The 17,155-nt window shown below is 41.4% G+C and carries 13 protein-coding genes and 1 tRNA gene; 8 read left to right on the forward strand and 6 right to left on the reverse strand.

Annotation, left to right across the window (positions count from 1 at the left end):
- Positions 1 to 10: 10 nt before the first annotated feature.
- Complete coding sequence (gene recN, locus C0V77_RS16185; RefSeq protein WP_101727387.1) at positions 11 to 1,669, reverse strand: DNA repair protein RecN; 1,659 nt, start codon at positions 1,667 to 1,669, stop codon at positions 11 to 13.
- A gap of 433 nt (positions 1,670 to 2,102) precedes the next feature.
- Between recN and C0V77_RS16195 the strand changes: the two genes are divergently transcribed.
- The 7 genes from C0V77_RS16195 to C0V77_RS16225 all read left to right on the forward strand — a co-directional run bounded on the left by C0V77_RS16195 (position 2,103) and on the right by C0V77_RS16225 (position 11,863).
- Entirely contained in the window at positions 2,103 to 2,657 is a 555-nt protein-coding gene (locus C0V77_RS16195; RefSeq protein ID WP_229236300.1) for a C40 family peptidase, read from the forward strand.
- Between the two features lie 71 nt (positions 2,658 to 2,728).
- On the forward strand, positions 2,729 to 5,854 hold the full coding sequence (locus C0V77_RS16200) for a PD40 domain-containing protein (protein ID WP_101727389.1): 3,126 nt from the start codon (positions 2,729 to 2,731) through the stop codon (positions 5,852 to 5,854).
- Positions 5,855 to 5,926: 72 nt separating this feature from the next.
- Positions 5,927 to 6,003, forward strand: a tRNA-Ala gene (locus C0V77_RS16205).
- A gap of 141 nt (positions 6,004 to 6,144) precedes the next feature.
- Positions 6,145 to 6,444, forward strand: a complete 300-nt coding sequence (locus tag C0V77_RS16210; RefSeq protein WP_101727390.1) for a hypothetical protein — start codon at positions 6,145 to 6,147, stop codon at positions 6,442 to 6,444.
- A 546-nt stretch (positions 6,445 to 6,990) separates the two neighbouring features.
- On the forward strand, positions 6,991 to 7,632 hold the full coding sequence (locus tag C0V77_RS16215) for a DUF1080 domain-containing protein (protein ID WP_101727391.1): 642 nt from the start codon (positions 6,991 to 6,993) through the stop codon (positions 7,630 to 7,632).
- Between the two features lie 112 nt (positions 7,633 to 7,744).
- Positions 7,745 to 10,651: a PVC-type heme-binding CxxCH protein gene (locus C0V77_RS16220; RefSeq protein WP_101727392.1), complete on the forward strand. Its 2,907-nt coding sequence runs from the start codon at positions 7,745 to 7,747 to the stop codon at positions 10,649 to 10,651.
- A gap of 27 nt (positions 10,652 to 10,678) precedes the next feature.
- A complete protein-coding gene (locus C0V77_RS16225) occupies positions 10,679 to 11,863 on the forward strand; it encodes a VCBS repeat-containing protein (RefSeq protein ID WP_101727393.1) in 1,185 nt (394 codons plus the stop codon).
- Between the two features lie 59 nt (positions 11,864 to 11,922).
- Here the strand turns inward: C0V77_RS16225 and C0V77_RS16230 are convergent, their stop codons facing one another.
- From C0V77_RS16230 to C0V77_RS16245, 4 genes are read right to left on the reverse strand one after another with little or no spacing between them, the layout of a single operon-like run.
- Positions 11,923 to 12,354 (reverse strand): lasso peptide biosynthesis B2 protein, encoded by a 432-nt coding sequence (locus tag C0V77_RS16230; protein ID WP_101727394.1) that lies wholly within the window; start codon positions 12,352 to 12,354, stop codon positions 11,923 to 11,925.
- Positions 12,342 to 12,608 carry a PqqD family protein gene (locus C0V77_RS16235; protein WP_101727395.1) on the reverse strand — a complete coding sequence of 89 codons (267 nt, stop codon included), beginning with the start codon at positions 12,606 to 12,608 and terminating at the stop codon, positions 12,342 to 12,344. Before C0V77_RS16235 ends, C0V77_RS16230 begins: the two co-directional genes overlap by 13 nt.
- Before the next feature lie 21 nt (positions 12,609 to 12,629).
- Positions 12,630 to 13,508 (reverse strand): sulfotransferase domain-containing protein, encoded by an 879-nt coding sequence (locus tag C0V77_RS16240; RefSeq protein WP_101727396.1) that lies wholly within the window; start codon positions 13,506 to 13,508, stop codon positions 12,630 to 12,632.
- Positions 13,508 to 14,452, reverse strand: coding sequence for a hypothetical protein (locus C0V77_RS16245; protein WP_101727397.1), 945 nt, complete (start codon positions 14,450 to 14,452; stop codon positions 13,508 to 13,510). Before C0V77_RS16245 ends, C0V77_RS16240 begins: the two co-directional genes overlap by 1 nt.
- An 88-nt stretch (positions 14,453 to 14,540) precedes the next feature.
- Here C0V77_RS16245 and C0V77_RS16250 point away from each other — a divergent pair, with 88 nt between their 5' ends.
- Entirely contained in the window at positions 14,541 to 16,442 is a 1,902-nt protein-coding gene (locus C0V77_RS16250) for an asparagine synthase-related protein (RefSeq protein WP_101727398.1), read from the forward strand.
- Between the two features lie 130 nt (positions 16,443 to 16,572).
- Here C0V77_RS16250 and C0V77_RS16255 read toward each other — a convergent pair whose 3' ends face one another.
- On the reverse strand, positions 16,573 to 17,100 hold the full coding sequence (locus C0V77_RS16255) for a phage tail protein (RefSeq protein WP_101727399.1): 528 nt from the start codon (positions 17,098 to 17,100) through the stop codon (positions 16,573 to 16,575).
- Between the last annotated feature and the right edge of the window lie 55 nt (positions 17,101 to 17,155).

The following is a 17,155-nucleotide window of genomic DNA, read 5'->3' on the forward strand; positions in this document are numbered from 1 at the left end:
TTACAAAAATTTATACACTTATACCTAGTATTTCTATTGCGCTATGGATAGCGCTTTCAGATGGGTTTTCGCCACCAATCATTTTAGCTATTTCAATAATCCGCTCGTCGGTGTTCAACTGTCGTATACGGCTCATGGTTTTTGATGAGCTGTTGTCTTTATAAACATAGAAATGACTGGTACCTCTGCCTGCTATCTGGTGCAGGTGGGTAATAGCAATAACTTGCAGATTTTGTGCCATTTCAAGCATCATTTTACCTACTTTAATAGCTACCTCGCCAGATATCCCGGTGTCAATTTCATCAAAGATGATGGTCGGTAAAGAACGTTTATCGCCCAGAACATATTTGATAGCCAGCATCAGACGAGAAAACTCTCCACCAGAAGCAACATCTTTTAACTGACGCGGAGTAATACCCTTGTTAGCGCTGAACAGGAAGTGTATCTGGTCAATGCCGTCGGTAGTCAGTTTGCCTGTTTGGTGTTGTATTTTCAGGGTTGAGTTAGGCATGCCCAATTCCATCAGTAAGCCCACCACGCGTTTTTCAATTTCAGGCAAAATTTTCTGCCGCGCTGCCGACAGCCCCTCAGCCATGTTGAATGCGGTTTCATAAGCCTTGTCTACGCGCTCTTTGGCTGCGGCCAGATTCTCACTCAGGTTCAGTACTTTGCTTACTTTTTCTTCTAAAACAGCCTGAATCTCCAGCAATTCAGCATTTGATTTTACCCCATGCTTTTGCTGTAGTTTAAACAACAAATCCAGACGGCTTTGGGTAGTTTCAATTTGCTCGCTGTCTAGTTCTATGCCTTCTTCTTCTGTTTCTATGTCACGCGCCACGTCTTTCAGTTCAACCAGACAAGATTGAATGCGGTCTTTAAACTGCTGGTACTCTGGCGAAAAACCTGCAATAGAATTAAGATTGCCCACCACACTTTGCAATGCTGAGAGCACGGCGTTATCGGTATCGGTCAGAAAAGCATGAGCCGTTTTTAGTTTCAGTTTTACTTCTTCGGCATGTTCCAGAATGTTCAGTTCCTGTTCCAGTTGCTCCTGCTCACTTGCTTCCAGCTTAGCTTTTACGAGTTCGTCTAACTGAAAACTGTTGAACTCAAATTCTTTTTTATTCTGGTCAGCATCTGTTTGCAATTGCTCGTAGGCATCCTGCAACTTACGGTAAGTACGGTACTTTTCCTGGTACTCAACCAGCCTGTCGTGGCATTGAGCATAGGTATCAACAATGGTTAACTGATATTCGTTAGACCCCAGCTGAATGGTATCGTGCTGGGAGTGGATATCCATCAGTTGCGAGGTTATTTTCCTGAGTGTTTCAAGTGTTACGGGCGTATCATTAATAAAAGCCCTTGATTTTCCACTCGGGGCTATTTCGCGGCGGATAATGCAGGGATTCTCGAAATCTAGTTCTTCTTCGTCAAAAATATTTTTTATATAAAAGCCATCCATCGAAAAAGTGCCTTCAATTACGCACTTTTCGGTTTCGTTATAGAGGGTTTTTACATCAGCGCGGTTTCCGAGCAGCAAACCTATGGCACCCAGCATGATAGATTTTCCTGCACCTGTTTCACCTGTAACAATATTAAGATGAGCATCCGGAGAAATTTCAAGTTGCTCTATCAATGCATAATTCTTAATCAGAAGGTTTGAAAGCATGTATTAAAGCTTTATTTGAGTAATTAAGCTATATAGAACCTTATCAAAATGCATGTGGCGGGCAAATGAAAATTGTTTTATTTGCACTATGTATGCTAAGTTAGATAAAAAAACATATACAACGCCTTAAATATTTCAACCACAATTTTATGTAAAAAATTCGGTTGATTTAAAAGACAAATTTAGAGTTAAAAAAAAGAAGGCATCAATGTTTTGATTATTTTTTTTGTCTGGCAGCCGCATTCTGTTTTTTACATAACCATAACCCAAAATGGCTTGTTTGCAAAACAGTTTAGAAGGCTTTGATATGGCAGCTTTGGGTGGAGTTACCGGTAATATTGTAGATTGCATTTAAAAAATCATCAGAAAAAAGTTCTTAGATTTTATAATTTGACCTAATTTTCTCGTTAGAATTATAAAATGCTTTCCTGACGTGCTTAAATTTAAAAAAGATCTGAAATTACTTTGTTTGTTGTTTCTGGTGTTAGGCTTATCTGCCTGCCATGTATTTAGAACCAGAACCAACACCAGAACGGTGCCTTCCAGGGTGCCTTATGAGCAGCCGGAAGTAAAAGCAAAAGCTGAAGCCTCAACGCTGATGTCTACAGCGAATCTCATAAAAGTAGCCCGTTCATATACCGGTGTGCCTTACAGAAGTGGTGGAAACGACCAGCGCGGCATTGATTGTTCAGGCCTTATTTGCAACAGTTTTAAAGAGTTTGGTATGAAATTGCCCCGGGTGTCGCGCCAGCAATCAGAGTTTTTTCCGGCTATCGATATACCGAATATTCAGAAGGGCGATCTGGTATTTTTTGCCACCACCAGCAATGAAATAAATCATTCGGGCATTGTAACCGAGGTTAGAAGTGAAGACGAAATAATATTTATTCATGCGTCATCAAGCAAGGGCGTACGTGAAGACAACATGATGAACAGCTACTGGAAGGCCAGATTTGCGCGCGCCTGCCGCCCACAATTTGTTAAATAATTTTAGATGCAGTTTTAAGCTATTTTCTTTTTATTTACGTTATAATGAGAAAATAACACTACAAAGAAGGTATGAAAAACGTTTATTTGGTAGCCATTGGATTGATAATCAGCAATATAGCCTTTTCGCAATCACAATACTTCGGCCAAAATAAACCTCGCTACAAGTCCTTTGGTTTTAAAGTTTTACAAAGCCCTCATTTCGAACTCTACCACTATTTTAAAGATAATACCGTACCGAACGAACTGATGATAAACAGTGAGCATTGGTACAAAATTCATCAGGAAGTTTTCAAACTGGCGTTTATTAAACCTAATCCTATAATTATTTATCAGAATCACCCGGATTTTCAGGAGACAACGGCTATAAGCGGACAAATTGGAGAAGGAACAGGCGGAGTAACTGAGGGGCTACGCAACAGGGTAGTTATGCCCATGATGTATTCTAAACGGCAAACTGACCATGTATTGGGGCATGAATTAGTACACGCATTTCAGTATCAGTTGATGACATCGGGCGACTCTACCACCCTGGCTAATATTCAGAATCTACCCCTGTTTATGGTTGAAGGATTGGCAGAGTATATGTCGCTGGGAAGGGTTGATGCCCATACAGCCATGTGGATGCGCGATGCAGTAATGAATGACGACATACCTACTATTAAAGATCTGGTTACCAAAGAATATAAGTATTTTCCTTACAGATGGGGGCAGGCCTTCTGGGCTTACGTAGCCGCTACCTATGGCGACGACATGATTCGCCCATTGTTTAAAGAAACCGCCCGCTATGGCATTGAGGCGGCTTTCAGACGAAATCTGAAAGTGGATATTGACCGGTTTTCTGCCCGCTGGAAAAAAGTAATGACAGATACTTATGCTCCTTTACGGGTAGGCACTACTTCTACACCCACTGGCAGAGAAATTGCCTCAGTTAAAAATGCAGGAGAAATGAATCTGTCACCCACCATTAGCCCTGATGGCAATTTTGTGGCTTACATCTCTTCAAAAAATGTTATTTCTCTAGATATTTTTATTGCCGAAGCCCATACCGGTAAGGTAGTACGTAAAATAGAAAGTACTTCGTTTGGCTCACACGTAGACTCTTACAGTTTTCTGGAAACTGCCGGGGCGTGGTCGCCGGATAGTAGAAATCTGGCATTGGTTATTCAGAGTAAGGGGCGTAATAAGCTGTCGATAGTAGATGTGGCCAACGGGAACAAGCGCACTTTTGAACTGAAAGGGGTAGATTCTTTTTCAAATCCTGCGTGGTCGCCAGATGGAAGCACCATTGTAGTATCCGGGCTGATGAACGGCGTCAGCGATTTGTATGCCTTCAATATCAAAGAAGAGTCGGTACAAAACCTGACGAACGACGAGTATGCTGATATTCAACCCACTTGGTCGCCCGATGGCCGTTCGGTTTACTTCGTGTCTGACAGGGCCAGTAATGCCACCCGGTTAGAGAAAGCCAGTTATGGAATATCAAAACTGGATTTAAACACGCTACAAATTGAAAATTTCTCTTTTTTGCAGGGTGCTGATAATCTTAATCCGCTGATTGACCCAAATGGAAACTTTTTGTATTTTTTATCAGATGCAGATGGATTCAGGAATCTTTACCGATATTCTTTAGGAAATGGGGGAACTGAAAAACTGAGTAATTATTTTACGGGAATCAGCGGTATTACCATGTATTCGCCTGCCGTGAGCATTGCTGCTAAAACCGGTGCTTTGGTGTATTCGTATTTTCAGGCAGGTAAGTACAATTTGTATGTGGCCCGGCCAGAGGAGTTTACCGCCAAACCCGCGGATAATATTATTGATAAAAGGGCGGACACCCTTGCCCCCTATGAATGGAAGGAAGGTAGAAATATTGTAGATAATAACCTGAATAAACATAAATTGCTAGGCAGGGTACAAGAGAAAGGACTGAAAACATTAAAATATACTCCCAGATTTAAACTGGATTACCTGGGTAGTTCGGGTGTAGGAGTATCTACCAGCCGTTGGGGTACAGGGCTTGGCGGAGGTGTGGTTGGGCTTGCCAGCGACATGCTGAACAATAATCAGGTATCGGGTGTGTTGGCGCTCAATGGCGAAATACAGGATTTCGGCGGGCAGATTGCCTATCTGAATCAGAAAAACCCGTTGCAATGGGGTGCCAGTTTTTCTCGTATACCTTATCGTTTTTCTGATTATCAGCAGACTAATAAATACATTACAGACCCTGCCATTAAAGCAAGCCTGGGTATTCCGGCAGGCGATTCCCTCATTCAGTCGAGCTATAATCTGTATCGTTTGTTTATCAATGAAATAGGCCTGTTCGCTTTTTATCCGCTTAGCACCTCAAAAAGAATTGAAGTAGGCGGCAGCGCCAATTGGTATAGCTATAGTGGCAGAGTTTACAGCGATTATTATGGCGTAAGTTCTTCGGCAGGCAGTTATTATCGTGGTAGTTTAACACCTCAGCGTATATCACAGGCCGAGCTTGAAGGCAAAGGGTTTTCTCCGTTTAGCTTGCAAAAACTATACATAGCCTATGTTGGAGACAACAGTACCTTTGGTACCACTGCACCGTTGAATGGTTATCGTTACCGTTTTGAGTTTTCAAGATATTTTGGTGACATAGCGCATAACGCTATTACGGCCGATTACAGAAAATATAAGTATCTGAAGCCCATTACTCTTGCCGCCAGACTATATTATTATGGCCGATTAGGAACCAAAAACATAGAAGACTATAATAGATTATACCCGATGTTTCTCGGATACCCCTGGTATATGCATGGTTTTTGGGGCAAGGCGTTGAGCAACCAGACCTCTACCCTGGCCTTGAGTGAAGAGCAATTGAAGGGGTCTCAGATGGGTTTAACCAACTTTGAAATCCGTTTGCCTTTTACAGGGCCGAAAAAACTGGCTCTGATTGATTTTATGTATGTGCCAACTGACCTGAACTTCTTTTTTGATATGGGTATGGTGTGGGACGACGCACGTTCGCCCGGTAAGAAGTACGAATATGTTTTCAGCGATGGTGAAAAACAAAATCTTAAATTAAAACCTATCATGAGCACAGGTGTAAGTTTACGAATTAATGCACTCGGATACCTCATTCTGGAACCCTACCTGGCGTTTCCTATTTATAACGGGAAAATTCAAAGTGGAGTAACCGGAATTAATTTTATGATTCCCGGCTGGTAATGTTTGTATTTTTAGAAAAATTTCGCATTTTTGTGCACTCAAAAAATAACAGAGTATTTTTTTGAAAAATAAGGGGATGTAGCTCAGTTGGCTAGAGCGTTTGACTGGCAGTCAAAAGGTCGTGGGTTCGAGTCCCATCTTCTCCACCAGATTTACCTTCTGCTTGCATTTGTTTGGCAGAAACTCCCATCCAAAACTTCTTGCGCTGTAGTTTATTTCACTGTACTACATTATGTGTTGTTAATCAAAAAAACGGACAATTTTTATTTGTCAAGAACTTTTTTATTATCATGACCCCAGAAGAAAAGGCCAAGAAAAGTCGCGAGTATCAAAGAGAATACCACAAAAAGTATCGCGAGAAACATCGTGAATTGCTTAATCAAAGATCAAGGGAATATGCAATTGAGCATCGCGAAGAATTAAGAGAAAAATCCAAAGAGTATCGCCAATTAAATAAAGAAAAACTGGCTGCTTATGAAGCTGCCCGTTGGCCCAAAAGAAAAGAACAGCGCAGATTGAAAAGAGAAATGCTGAAACAGCAAAAAGCAGAAGCAGCAACTCAACAAGCGGGTGGTGAATCAACTAACTAGACCGGAATCCAGCCTTTGAATGTGATAACCGTATCTTACAGCTTATACTCTTAAAGTATAAGGGTGGCAGATCTTTGAATATTCCCTGTCACCCTTTTTTCTTTCCTGTATCTATTACTTCTTTTTTCTGCTTTTGCATCTTTTGTCTCTTACCTGTGTAAACCGGAACCACTAAATGGTCGGCCATCTTTATCTTACTTAGCCGTTTAGCTCCCTTCTTTCCAGCAATATACATTACAGCATCATCACTGTTGATGCAGCAAACCGGGATTAAACCCATGCAGTGGCCTGGCCTGGTTCCCAATTATTGTGCTTGTGCAAACGCTGGTTCAATTATTGGTTTCATAACATGCTGATAGCGAACATTTAAGGCAAGTGATGAGATAAATTCTGTTATTCTGAAAAAATAAAAATTTTGCGCTGAAAATTAATCCCAGAATCATAACTTTGAGAAACGGAGTATCTTAAAAAATTTCAAAGCGTATTTATTCTGCACAAAGCTGCCAAATTTTAGGCATTGCTCCGCCATTTTAACCAGACCTTTAAATGAAATCCTTTCTTGTTTTTCTGGCACTCGTCGGCTTTTGTCTGATGGGCTTCATACCTCAATCTAAAAAAAAACCTGTCAGGCTTTTTGATGGCAAAACCTTCAAAGGTTGGGAGGGCGACACAATTTATACCTGGCGCATTGAAAACGGGATGCTGATTGGCGGCGCTACAGATAAAGAAGTGCCCCATAACAATTTCCTCTGTACTACTCGCCCTTATAGCAATTTTATCATGAAACTGAAGGTAAAACTAACCGGCAGCAAAGGTTTTATCAATTCAGGCATACAGTTCAGAAGTAAACGCCTCGTGAATCCACCCTACGAAATGGAAGGCTATCAGGCTGATTGGGGAGAAGGATTCTGGGGCGGTTTGTATGATGAATCAAGAAGGAATAAAACATTGATAAGTCCCGATTCTATAAAGGTTCTGAAATGGATAAAGAAAAACGATTGGAATGATTATGAAATAAGAGCCGAAAAACGCCACATAAGATTATATGTAAATGGCAAGCAGACGGTAGATTACTATGAGCCTAATGCCGGTATTCCGCAGTCAGGCCTTATAGGTTTTCAGATTCATGGTGGTGGTGCCGCACGGGTGGCTTTTAAAGATGTAACACTTGAAGAGCTACCAGACTAATTGAGAATTAGCGAATGCTGAATTAATGAATATATTTTTTTAACCCACCCAATAACGATTCAACATAAAAAACTCAACCTGATTTTAATAATTATATTCAACCTTGTTAACTATGAAAAAATCCCATCTGCTCTTCTTACCCTTGCTGGTATTTATGCTGAGAGGACCCGGCGCTAATGCCAGAGAATTGCCTACAAAAGCCAGAATTGTGCAGGACACCGTAAAAGTTGATTTTGATTATACCCTTGAAGCCAGCATGCTGGGCTATTTTGCTAAAAATGGCACCAGAAATCCGACATTGAAAGCCACTAAAGGTAAAACTGTACGCATTACTATAGTGAATACCGAGCTGATGACCCATGACGTAGCACTTGAAAAAGCTGGCGTGAAAAGTAAAACTGTATCTGAAAAAGGTATGAAAGCCAGCATCATTTTTAAGGCTGAAAAAAGCGACATCTATTATTGCACAGTACCAGGGCACCGTGCAGCAGGTATGATGGGCAAATTGGAAGTGGTGGATGGACCCATTACTGAAGCTGTTGCCGTAGGTAAGTTGCCTATGAAAGACGGCCAACCGCTAAACCTTGATTTTGAGACGGGCACATTAAAAGACTGGACAGCCACCGGAAATGCATTTGCCAATGCAGTTTTTAGTCAGGAGCCATCGCCGGTGCATGAAAAAGACATGGTGATTGGCTTTGAAGGCAAACACTTTTTAAGCAGTGGCGGAACCAGAAATTATCAGTTGACCGGAACACTTACTTCGGTACCTTTTAAAGTTACGCAGCCTTATGCTGCTTTCAGGGTATCTGGAGGGGCCTTGCAGGATACACGCGTAGAACTTGTATTGGCCGACACTAAAAAAGTGATTTTTCATTCAACAGGGCAGGGCAGAGCCACGCTGCAACCGGTTGTTGTTGATTTAAGACCGTATCTGAACAAAAACATTTTTATCAGAATTGTAGACAATGAAACCGGCATATCGCAGATACCCTATATCTCTAACGATATCTGGGCACACATAAACTTCGACAACTTTTTGTTTTATCCCAGCCGCCCCAGTTTCGCTAATGAGCTGAAACAGAAAGATATTATTATCCTGCCCCCACTAGACCCCGTTCTGAATGCCGGTCTTTCAGGAACAGAAGCCGCCAAAGCCATGACAGCCCCAAAAGGGTTTAAGGTAAGCCTTGCAGCAGCCGAACCAGACATTATACGCCCGATTTGTTTTACAATAGACTGGAAAGGCAGGCTTTGGGTAGTAGAGGGTCATACTTATCCGGTTCCGGCTCCGGAAGGGCAGGGTAGAGACCGCATCCTGATTTTTGAAGATACCAATGGCGACGGCACGTTAGACAAAAGAAAGATATTTATGGAGGGCCTTAACCTGGTAAGTGGTATTGAACTGGGCATGGGAGGGGTCTGGTTGGGTGCTGCTCCTTATCTGTTGTATGTGCCTTTAGATGCTGAAAACGATAAGCCCGCAGGCTCGCCACAAATATTATTGGATGGCTGGGGAACACAAGACACACATGAAGTACTGAATAGTTTCAGGTGGGGGCCGGACGGCTGGTTATATGGTACGCATGGGGTATTTACTCACTCAAAAGTTGGTAAACCCGGTACGCCTGACGACCAGCGGGTAAAACTCAATGCAGGTGTTTGGCGGTTTCATCCCACAACGCAGAAATTTGAAGTATTTGCCGAGGGGTCAAGCAACCCTTGGGGGCTTGACTTCAACGACTACGGGCATCCATTTATAACAGCGTGTGTTATTCCGCACATGTATCATATCATTCAGGGGGCAAGGTACTTCCGCCAGGCGGGTAAGCATTTTAACCCTTATATTTATGATGACATCACTACCATTGCTGACCATCGCCACTGGCTGGGCGACAGGGGGCCGCATGCGGGTAATTTCAGGTCTGCTGCTGCAGGTGGGGGCCATGCGCATGCTGGTGCCATGTTGTATTTGGGTAACAGCTGGCCAGCCGAATACAGAAACAAGATATTTATGAATAATATCAACGGAGCAAGGCTGAATGTTGACCAGCTAACCCGCTCTGGTTCGGGGTATGTGGCGTCACACAACAAGGACTTCCTGGTTATGAACGATAGTTGGTCGCAGTGGCTTAATTTTAAGTATGATGCAAGCGGGTCTGTTTTTGCTATTGACTGGTATGACAAAAACCAGTGCCATAGTTCAAATCCTGATGTGCACGATAAAACAATGGGAAGGATTTTTAAGATTACCCATGAAAACGACAAATGGGTACAGGTAGATTTATCTAAGGCTACAGATTTGGAGCTGGTGAGCTATCAGTTGAACCCGAATGAATGGTATGTAAGGCAGGCCAGAGCTATTTTGCAGCAGCGCGGGCCAAATCCCAAGGTTCATGAGGCATTGAAGGAAATTCTGGCCAGAAATCCTGATGTAACCCGTAAACTAAGAGCACTTTGGGCATTACATGTAACCAAAGGCCTTTCAGAAAAAGATATAGTTGCTTTGTTGTCAAACCCGAATGAATACATCAGGAGCTGGGCAATTCAGTTACTGGCTGAAGACAACCATATTTCGCCGGAAACCCTGAAGCAATTGGTGCGAATGGCAAAAACCGATAACTCGGCTTTGGTAAGGTTGTATCTGGCCTCTGCCATGCAGAGAATTGAACCAGCCCTAAGATGGGAAGTGGTGGACGCACTGGTTCAAAAGGTTGCCGATAAAGCAGACCATAACCTGCCGTTGATGGTTTGGTACGCAGCCGAGCCATTAGCGGCAGTTGATGCCAGAAGATTTGTTCAGATGGCAGAAAGAAGCAGATTGCCCAAGTTTCTGAACTATGCCATTCAACGCACTGGCGCCCTGAATACCGCCGAATCAAAAGCGCTTCTGAAAGAACTGGATAGTAAACTGGCCAGAGTACAAACAAAAGCCAGTCAGGAAAACCATCAGTTAATCAATAAAGTGCTAAACCCCGCACAGGTGCATCAGCATGAAAGTGAAGAGGCGTCTCATTAATTTTACCATTCATAAAACAGTAAGAATATGCAATTAAAACAAAATATAAAGTATTGGGTATATTGGCTGGCAGGTGTGGTTTTTATAGGGAATGCCTCAGCCCAAAGCTTTACCTCAACTGATTTCAAGAAAACCAAAATCACGTCAGACTTTATTTCAGAGGGTGTGGCAGTAGCCGATTTAAACAAAGACGGCAAGCTGGATATTATAGCCGGGTATTACTGGTTTGAAGCGCCAGACTGGAAACGCCATGAAATGGCCCCATCTCGTGCTTTTGACCCCAGAAAAGAATACAGTGAATCTTTTCTTAATCTGGGTATGGATGTGAATCTGGATGGCTGGGATGATGTAGTAATTATTGATTTTCCAGGGAAAGCCGGTTTTTGGTTCGAAAACCCCAAAAACAGACCTGGCCAATGGGAAAAGCATATCATTGCCGACTCTATGGGTATTGCAAACGAATCGCCCGGATTTATTGATATAGATAACGACGGCAGGCTGGATATTCTTTGCGGAGACAAAACCAAAAAGCAGATTGTATGGCTACAAGCCCCAACCAGAAAGGGAGAAACCGCCTGGAAGCGCCATGCCATCAGTAAAGAAAATGTTCCGGGTACTGAAATTTTCTCGCATGGTATAGGCTTTGGCGATATCAATAATGACGGTATCAAAGATGTGGTAATACGTGAAGGCTGGTTTGAAGGAACAAAAGACAACAAGGCAGGTAACTGGAGGTTTCATCCGGCTAATCTGGGCGAACCCTGCTCGCACATGCAGGTATTAGATGTAAACGGCGATGGCCGGAATGATGTAGTGAGCGCCTCTGCCCATGCACTGGGTATATGGTTTCATGAGCAGGTAGAAAAAGACGGCAAGATTGATTTTATTACACACCTTATGAGTACCACAACTGCGCAAACGCATTCTTCTATCATGGCAGATTTGAATGGCGACGGCCGTGCAGAGTATATCACAGGTAAGAGATTTCTGGCGCACCATGGCCGTGACCCCGGCGATGCCGACGCTCCGTTTTTGCTCTGGTTTGAGTTTACCCCCGGTAAAGCGCCATACTGGAAAGAACATGTAATTGATAATGATTCTGGTGCAGGGCTGAATATAGTAGCCCGCGACATGAACAACGATAAGAAGGTTGACCTGGTGGTTGCGAATAAAAACGGAGTTTTTTTGTTTGAAAACAAAATGAAGAAATAAGGTAGGCAAGCGAGAAGGGTATTAATCCTTTCTCGCTTTTCTTATGAAGGCAGTTTAAATCAGGCAAATGTGCTATGTACTACATAATCTTCAACTACACAAAAGCCGGTTACAAATTGGCCGTTTACCGTTGTCCAGGCATGGCCTTCTATGGCGCCTGCTTCATTCTTCTTAAAACCCACATAAATTTTATAGGGTATGCCATATAGCCGGCAAAGTACTTTTGCCTGATAAGCCTGATGCCTGCAGACGTTGTTCCAGAAGCTATATTTGGCTACAACTTTAATAACAATGCTGATGTCTCTCACCAATTGCATATCAACGTTATTATCTATATCAACAGGCTTGTTTCTTTCTCCGAATCTGGCGTTTGACTGAAAAAAACGGAAAAGAAAAAAGCTGTAGAGAGACAGAGGGACAGTAAATGCCAACAATAGTTTACGCCTCAGGCTCCAACGGAAAAATGCTCTTGTTTTTTTTAAGAAACGCATTTAACAATATAAGTTTTTGCTTCCAGTTCTGTCAGAGCCAGATTAACATCAGCACGGCAATCAGCTTCAGACACCTGAAATTCATTACATAACTGCTCAATAATAGCATCAATATTATTTCCTTGTTCTATTCCCTTCATTATTTTGAAAAGGGTTTCATTCAAAGATACATAATCATTGGTTTGAAGGTCAAATAAAATCCCCTCGTCACCGAGTTCAGTCAATAAAATTCTGTTTTCGTTTATTGCGTACATAATATTAGTGTTGGCAGAGCGCTACCAATAACCAAAATGTTCCATCATGGGCTGGTTTGCTTCTCTTATTTTTTCTATCTGTTTAGTGCTTAATTCTTCTTTCCATCGACCTGATTCTCCTTTAAAAAAGAAACTTTTGTCAGGCACTTGCTTTTCTTTAAATCCGCTTTGTTCTTCCTGTTTCTTTAATTTTTCGAACTTCGTCAATTCAATGGCCTCCTGTATTTTTTCATCAGTTACCTGCAGCCCTATAGCGGTTACTGCGGCTTTAAAGGTTTCAAACGGCCTGATTTTTAAATCTTCATAACGTATAAAATGGACCGGGAATGACGGGTGTTTCAGCCAGCTTTCTACATGCCCGGACCACGTACCCAATGGCTGATAAAATTGTTTTATACCCAGGTTTTTTGTTGTGCCAAATGAGCTTTTCTGATTTGTCAGAAATTTTTCGATGGCATTATCGATAGAATCATCAAGATGATTGGCCAGGGATACAGCAATATCAAGGGGGTTTCTGATTAAATAAATTGCCATTTTTGTAGGTTCTTCAGGAACCAATGGCAGTTTGTCAAATTCTGAATATGTAAAGGCATCATGGATTTTGACATACAATAATCTGCAGTTTTCGGCAGATAAATATCTGAATGCAATTCTCTTGTAATTCTCAGCTTCTTTCTGGTTAATGTAGTCAGAATCAATATCTAATGCCATTTCAAGGTTATTCTTGCCAGAGAAGATACCATCTGTTTCCAGATTATTTATGTCTAGTTCTCTGGTACCAATAAGTGCAGATAGAAAAGACCTGAACCAGGTATTGCCTGACTTGGGATAAGAGGCCAGCCATACTATTTTTGGATTCATTTCGGATTCAGAGCCTGAGTTCATAACTTTAAAGTTCATTAGCTTAAAATAAGGGCATCATGCTTTAATGGTTCCAGAATTTCAGATTCTATTGCATCGGCAAAGGTAGAAAAAGTGGGTTTATTTTTAGGTCTTAAGGCGTTCCATGATGGCAAAACCTTTGTAACGCCGGTTAAATGTCTGAACTTAACCAGTTCTTTTTTCATGCCATTCACCCATTGTTTTCTGTAAATATTATTTGAAAGCGCTTCTATTGCATCAGCCAGAACCAGACGTTTAATCTTTATGTCATTACCTTCGATATTCATGTTTACAATTCCGGCAACTTCAACTTTTTCTGTAACAAAGCGGTCATGAAACGAAAACGCAAATTTATCGATGGAAACCTCACTTCTTATCAATTGTTTTTCAGATTCATTCAGGATGTGTTGATGTTTTAGCGTGTTTTCCCATAAGCGCATAACCGGATACGAAGCATAGGCAAAGCATTTGCCGTTTTCTATATTCAATATGGCGGTGTCGTCAGTAAAAGGAGCGTATCCTTTTTGCTGAAGCATCAATGAGGTTGTTGACTTGCCAATACGAGACGGAGCCGCAAAAAGGACAACTCTGGCGGCATCAATAAACACACCGGATACATGAAAAGGAATCAGATTGCGTTGATACAATGCTGCTGCCAGGCAATTAGAGTAAAAATAGAGCAGAATGTCATTCTGCAGGTTACATTCTGGTTCAATTATTATTTCTTCTCCATCATGTACGTAATAACGGGCCAAGTCTGGCATTGTTAGAAGATACTCCGTTTCGTTGAAGGTAGAAAAAGGCTTTTTTACTGTTGGCTCATTTTTCAGTTTAACAGGTACTTTGCCAATTTTAACAACTAATGGTTTGTGCGGGTTGTTTGTATCAGAAAGCGGTACAAACCCTGGTAAATCAATTTCAGAAACAATGGGTAGTCCGTAAGCTATATAATTAATAGTCATTGAGCGTGGTTGCGTTTTATTTACAAATTACGTAATTTTAGTTTAAAATTAGAATTCTTTCTATAACTAATTGCTGCGACTAACCGATATGTCACAATTTTTTGGCTGTTTAAGTCTCGATGATACAATGATTGTTTCTGAGATTGGATTGAAGATGTATCAAGCCATGAATTTTTTCAGAGGTGACGCCGAGGGTGTTTATCAGTCTGATGAAATTTATATATGTAATAAGTTTCTTTTTAATACTCCCGAATCTTTTAACACATCAGTCATAGTTCAGAACGACCGCTATGTAATGGCTGCCAGTTGCAGAATTGATAACCGGGAAAAACTGGCTTCAGAATTAAAAATTAATGACCCCCTAAAGGCTTCTGACCACGAATATATATTGGCTGCTTACACAGCGTATCAGAATGATTGTGTAAAGCATCTTATAGGCGATTTTGCTTTTGTGGTTTGGGATAAACAACAAAAAGCGCTTTTTATGGCCAGAGACCATCTGGGTGTAAAGCCCATGTTTTATACGTGCCAGCAGAATCTTATTCTTTTTACGAGTGATCTGAACGCTTTCCTTCAATTGCCATTTATTGATTTAAGCTATAAGAAATCTTACGTTGCCGGGTTGCTTCATGGTTCATATATCTTAAAATATCTAAATGTAAAGCATACGTGCTATCATGATGTTTACCGCTTAGAACCAAGTCATTATCTTTTTTATTTTAATGAGAGAGTTCAGATTACAAAGTACTGGGAGCTAAAGCCGTGTTTCCCTGAAAAACCGGTAGATGAAGAACTAGCTTACCGCGAATTTTATCAATTGTTTTTTGAAGCTGTCAGATGCCGGTTACGTGGGATAGAATCTTTTGGCGTTGGGCTTGAACTAAGTGGAGGGCTTGACTCTTCAACAATTGCCTGTATGGCCAATGTGGTACTTTCTGCCAAAAAATCTCTTTTTGAAAACCTGTATTCTTTCTCTCTGGTACAATCAGATGAGGGGCGTGTCCTTGCTGAGAAGGAGATAGTGGAGGAAGAATACATTCAGAATCAACTTTTAGATTCATTCGGGTTCAATAAAAAGAACATTTTTAAGTTAAACAGGCATCCGTTTACTAATTATCAGGATGAATTACAGGAGACCATTCGCGTACATGGGGGGCTGAACAAGCAATATACTACCTGGCAGAATGCTATTTATGAAGCAATGCAAAGCGTCGGTTGCCGGGTAAAACTCAGTGGTTTTTCGGGAGATGAATTTGTAACCGATTATGGAACCCGATGGATGTGGGATATCTGGTATAGTTGCAGGCCTGCCAGGGTGATGAAAGAACTTCTGAAATTTGACATAGCTGTTTACAAATCGTTGTTCAGGTATTTGCAGGGCAGATTGTTTGGTTTTAAGATGAATAAGGCGTCTATAGCCAAAGAAATTGATTCAGATTTTCTCAAGGCCGAGCGCTTGAAAGATCTACCCGCCAAAGAATATAGCATTGATGTAAAATCATATAAACACTTCATGATTTCAAGAATCATGAGGCCTTTTACTTCATTGCGGTTTGAGTCAGAGAATCTGCATGCTTTGAGAGCTAACAGCGAGTGCCGTTACCCGATGGCCGATATCAGATTATTAGAGTTTATGATACAATTGCCTGCTGAAATGTTCAGACCCGGAGAAGTAAAACGTAATTTCATCAGGAAATCTTTACATAGTATATTGCCAAAGTACGTAATCTCAAGGGACGACAAAACCGGGGCAGTCATACCATATTTAAGATATAAAAACAAAGTTTTTATTAATCAACTTCTGGAGGATGGCCTGCCTGCAGATATTGAATGCGATTTGGTGGATGTAAAAAAAATATTAGATAGACTTAAGACGCCTGAAAGCCTAAAAAGGGAGACTGATGTAATCTCCCTTTTAACTGCTGCTTACCTGGTTAAGATGGAACACCAGTACCGCCTTCACTATCTCCTGTGCCAAAACCGTTTATAGTAGTATTAAGTGCTCGCATGGCAGGTGTTACCCATGTTTTTTTTACCTGCACTTCATTTTCCGGTTTTTCTGGTTGGATTTCCAATTGATTTTCCATGGTTTTTCTGTATTTATAAATTTATTTTGATTTTCAGTCTGGTCTGTCAGGATAAATCCCATCAACGCAAATGCCATAAGTAATGCATAAGAAAGGAGCCATATTATTATGCGGTTGGTAGTCACCCGGCGCTGCCCCAATCATTTTATCGTTCATTTTTATCAGGGTGTCTGTAGCATCTTTTCTGGCATAGAAGTTTCCCCCTGCGGTACCGATGTAGTTGTTGGTGGGGTCTTTGCTTTCTCTGGGGCCGGTTATCGCATAGTATGGGTGAGTATGCGGGGGTAATTCATTCTGAGTCAACCTAACCATTTCTTCACCACCAGCTTGCCCGGGTTCTCTAGATGTTTTACCTAATTGGCCTGCACCAATAATTGAGCGACCTTTTAAATCAGGCAGATTAAAGTAAGTCTTTCCATCTCCACCATAAGTTGTACCGATTAGGGTGAAAAGGGCGGCATACTGGGAGTTTATTGTAAGTTTTCTGCCGTCGCATTCCAGATAGCCTACTGGTACGTAGCGACCTGGAAATGCTTTAATCATTCCTATGTATTCATCCATGTTTTTAAATAGTTTAAAGTGATTCCGTAATTATTACTTATATGAACCCTGTTTT

It is taken from the genome of Emticicia sp. TH156, from assembly GCF_002855535.1.
Classification (GTDB): domain Bacteria; phylum Bacteroidota; class Bacteroidia; order Cytophagales; family Spirosomataceae; genus Emticicia; species Emticicia fluvialis.

Bases quoted from the DNA above. Each gene is read 5' to 3' on its own strand.
- recN (WP_101727387.1), bottom strand. From the start codon at position 1,669: ATGCTTTCAAACCTTCTGATTAAGAATTATGCATTGATAGAGCAACTT.
- C0V77_RS16200 (WP_101727389.1), top strand. From the start codon at position 2,729: ATGAAAAACGTTTATTTGGTAGCCATTGGATTGATAATCAGCAATATA.
- C0V77_RS16210 (WP_101727390.1), top strand. From the start codon at position 6,145: ATGACCCCAGAAGAAAAGGCCAAGAAAAGTCGCGAGTATCAAAGAGAA.
- C0V77_RS16215 (WP_101727391.1), top strand. From the start codon at position 6,991: ATGAAATCCTTTCTTGTTTTTCTGGCACTCGTCGGCTTTTGTCTGATG.
- C0V77_RS16220 (WP_101727392.1), top strand. From the start codon at position 7,745: ATGAAAAAATCCCATCTGCTCTTCTTACCCTTGCTGGTATTTATGCTG.
- C0V77_RS16225 (WP_101727393.1), top strand. From the start codon at position 10,679: ATGCAATTAAAACAAAATATAAAGTATTGGGTATATTGGCTGGCAGGT.
- C0V77_RS16230 (WP_101727394.1), bottom strand. From the start codon at position 12,354: ATGCGTTTCTTAAAAAAAACAAGAGCATTTTTCCGTTGGAGCCTGAGG.
- C0V77_RS16235 (WP_101727395.1), bottom strand. From the start codon at position 12,608: ATGTACGCAATAAACGAAAACAGAATTTTATTGACTGAACTCGGTGAC.
- C0V77_RS16240 (WP_101727396.1), bottom strand. From the start codon at position 13,508: ATGAACTTTAAAGTTATGAACTCAGGCTCTGAATCCGAAATGAATCCA.
- C0V77_RS16245 (WP_101727397.1), bottom strand. From the start codon at position 14,452: ATGACTATTAATTATATAGCTTACGGACTACCCATTGTTTCTGAAATT.
- C0V77_RS16250 (WP_101727398.1), top strand. From the start codon at position 14,541: ATGTCACAATTTTTTGGCTGTTTAAGTCTCGATGATACAATGATTGTT.
- C0V77_RS16255 (WP_101727399.1), bottom strand. From the start codon at position 17,100: ATGGATGAATACATAGGAATGATTAAAGCATTTCCAGGTCGCTACGTA.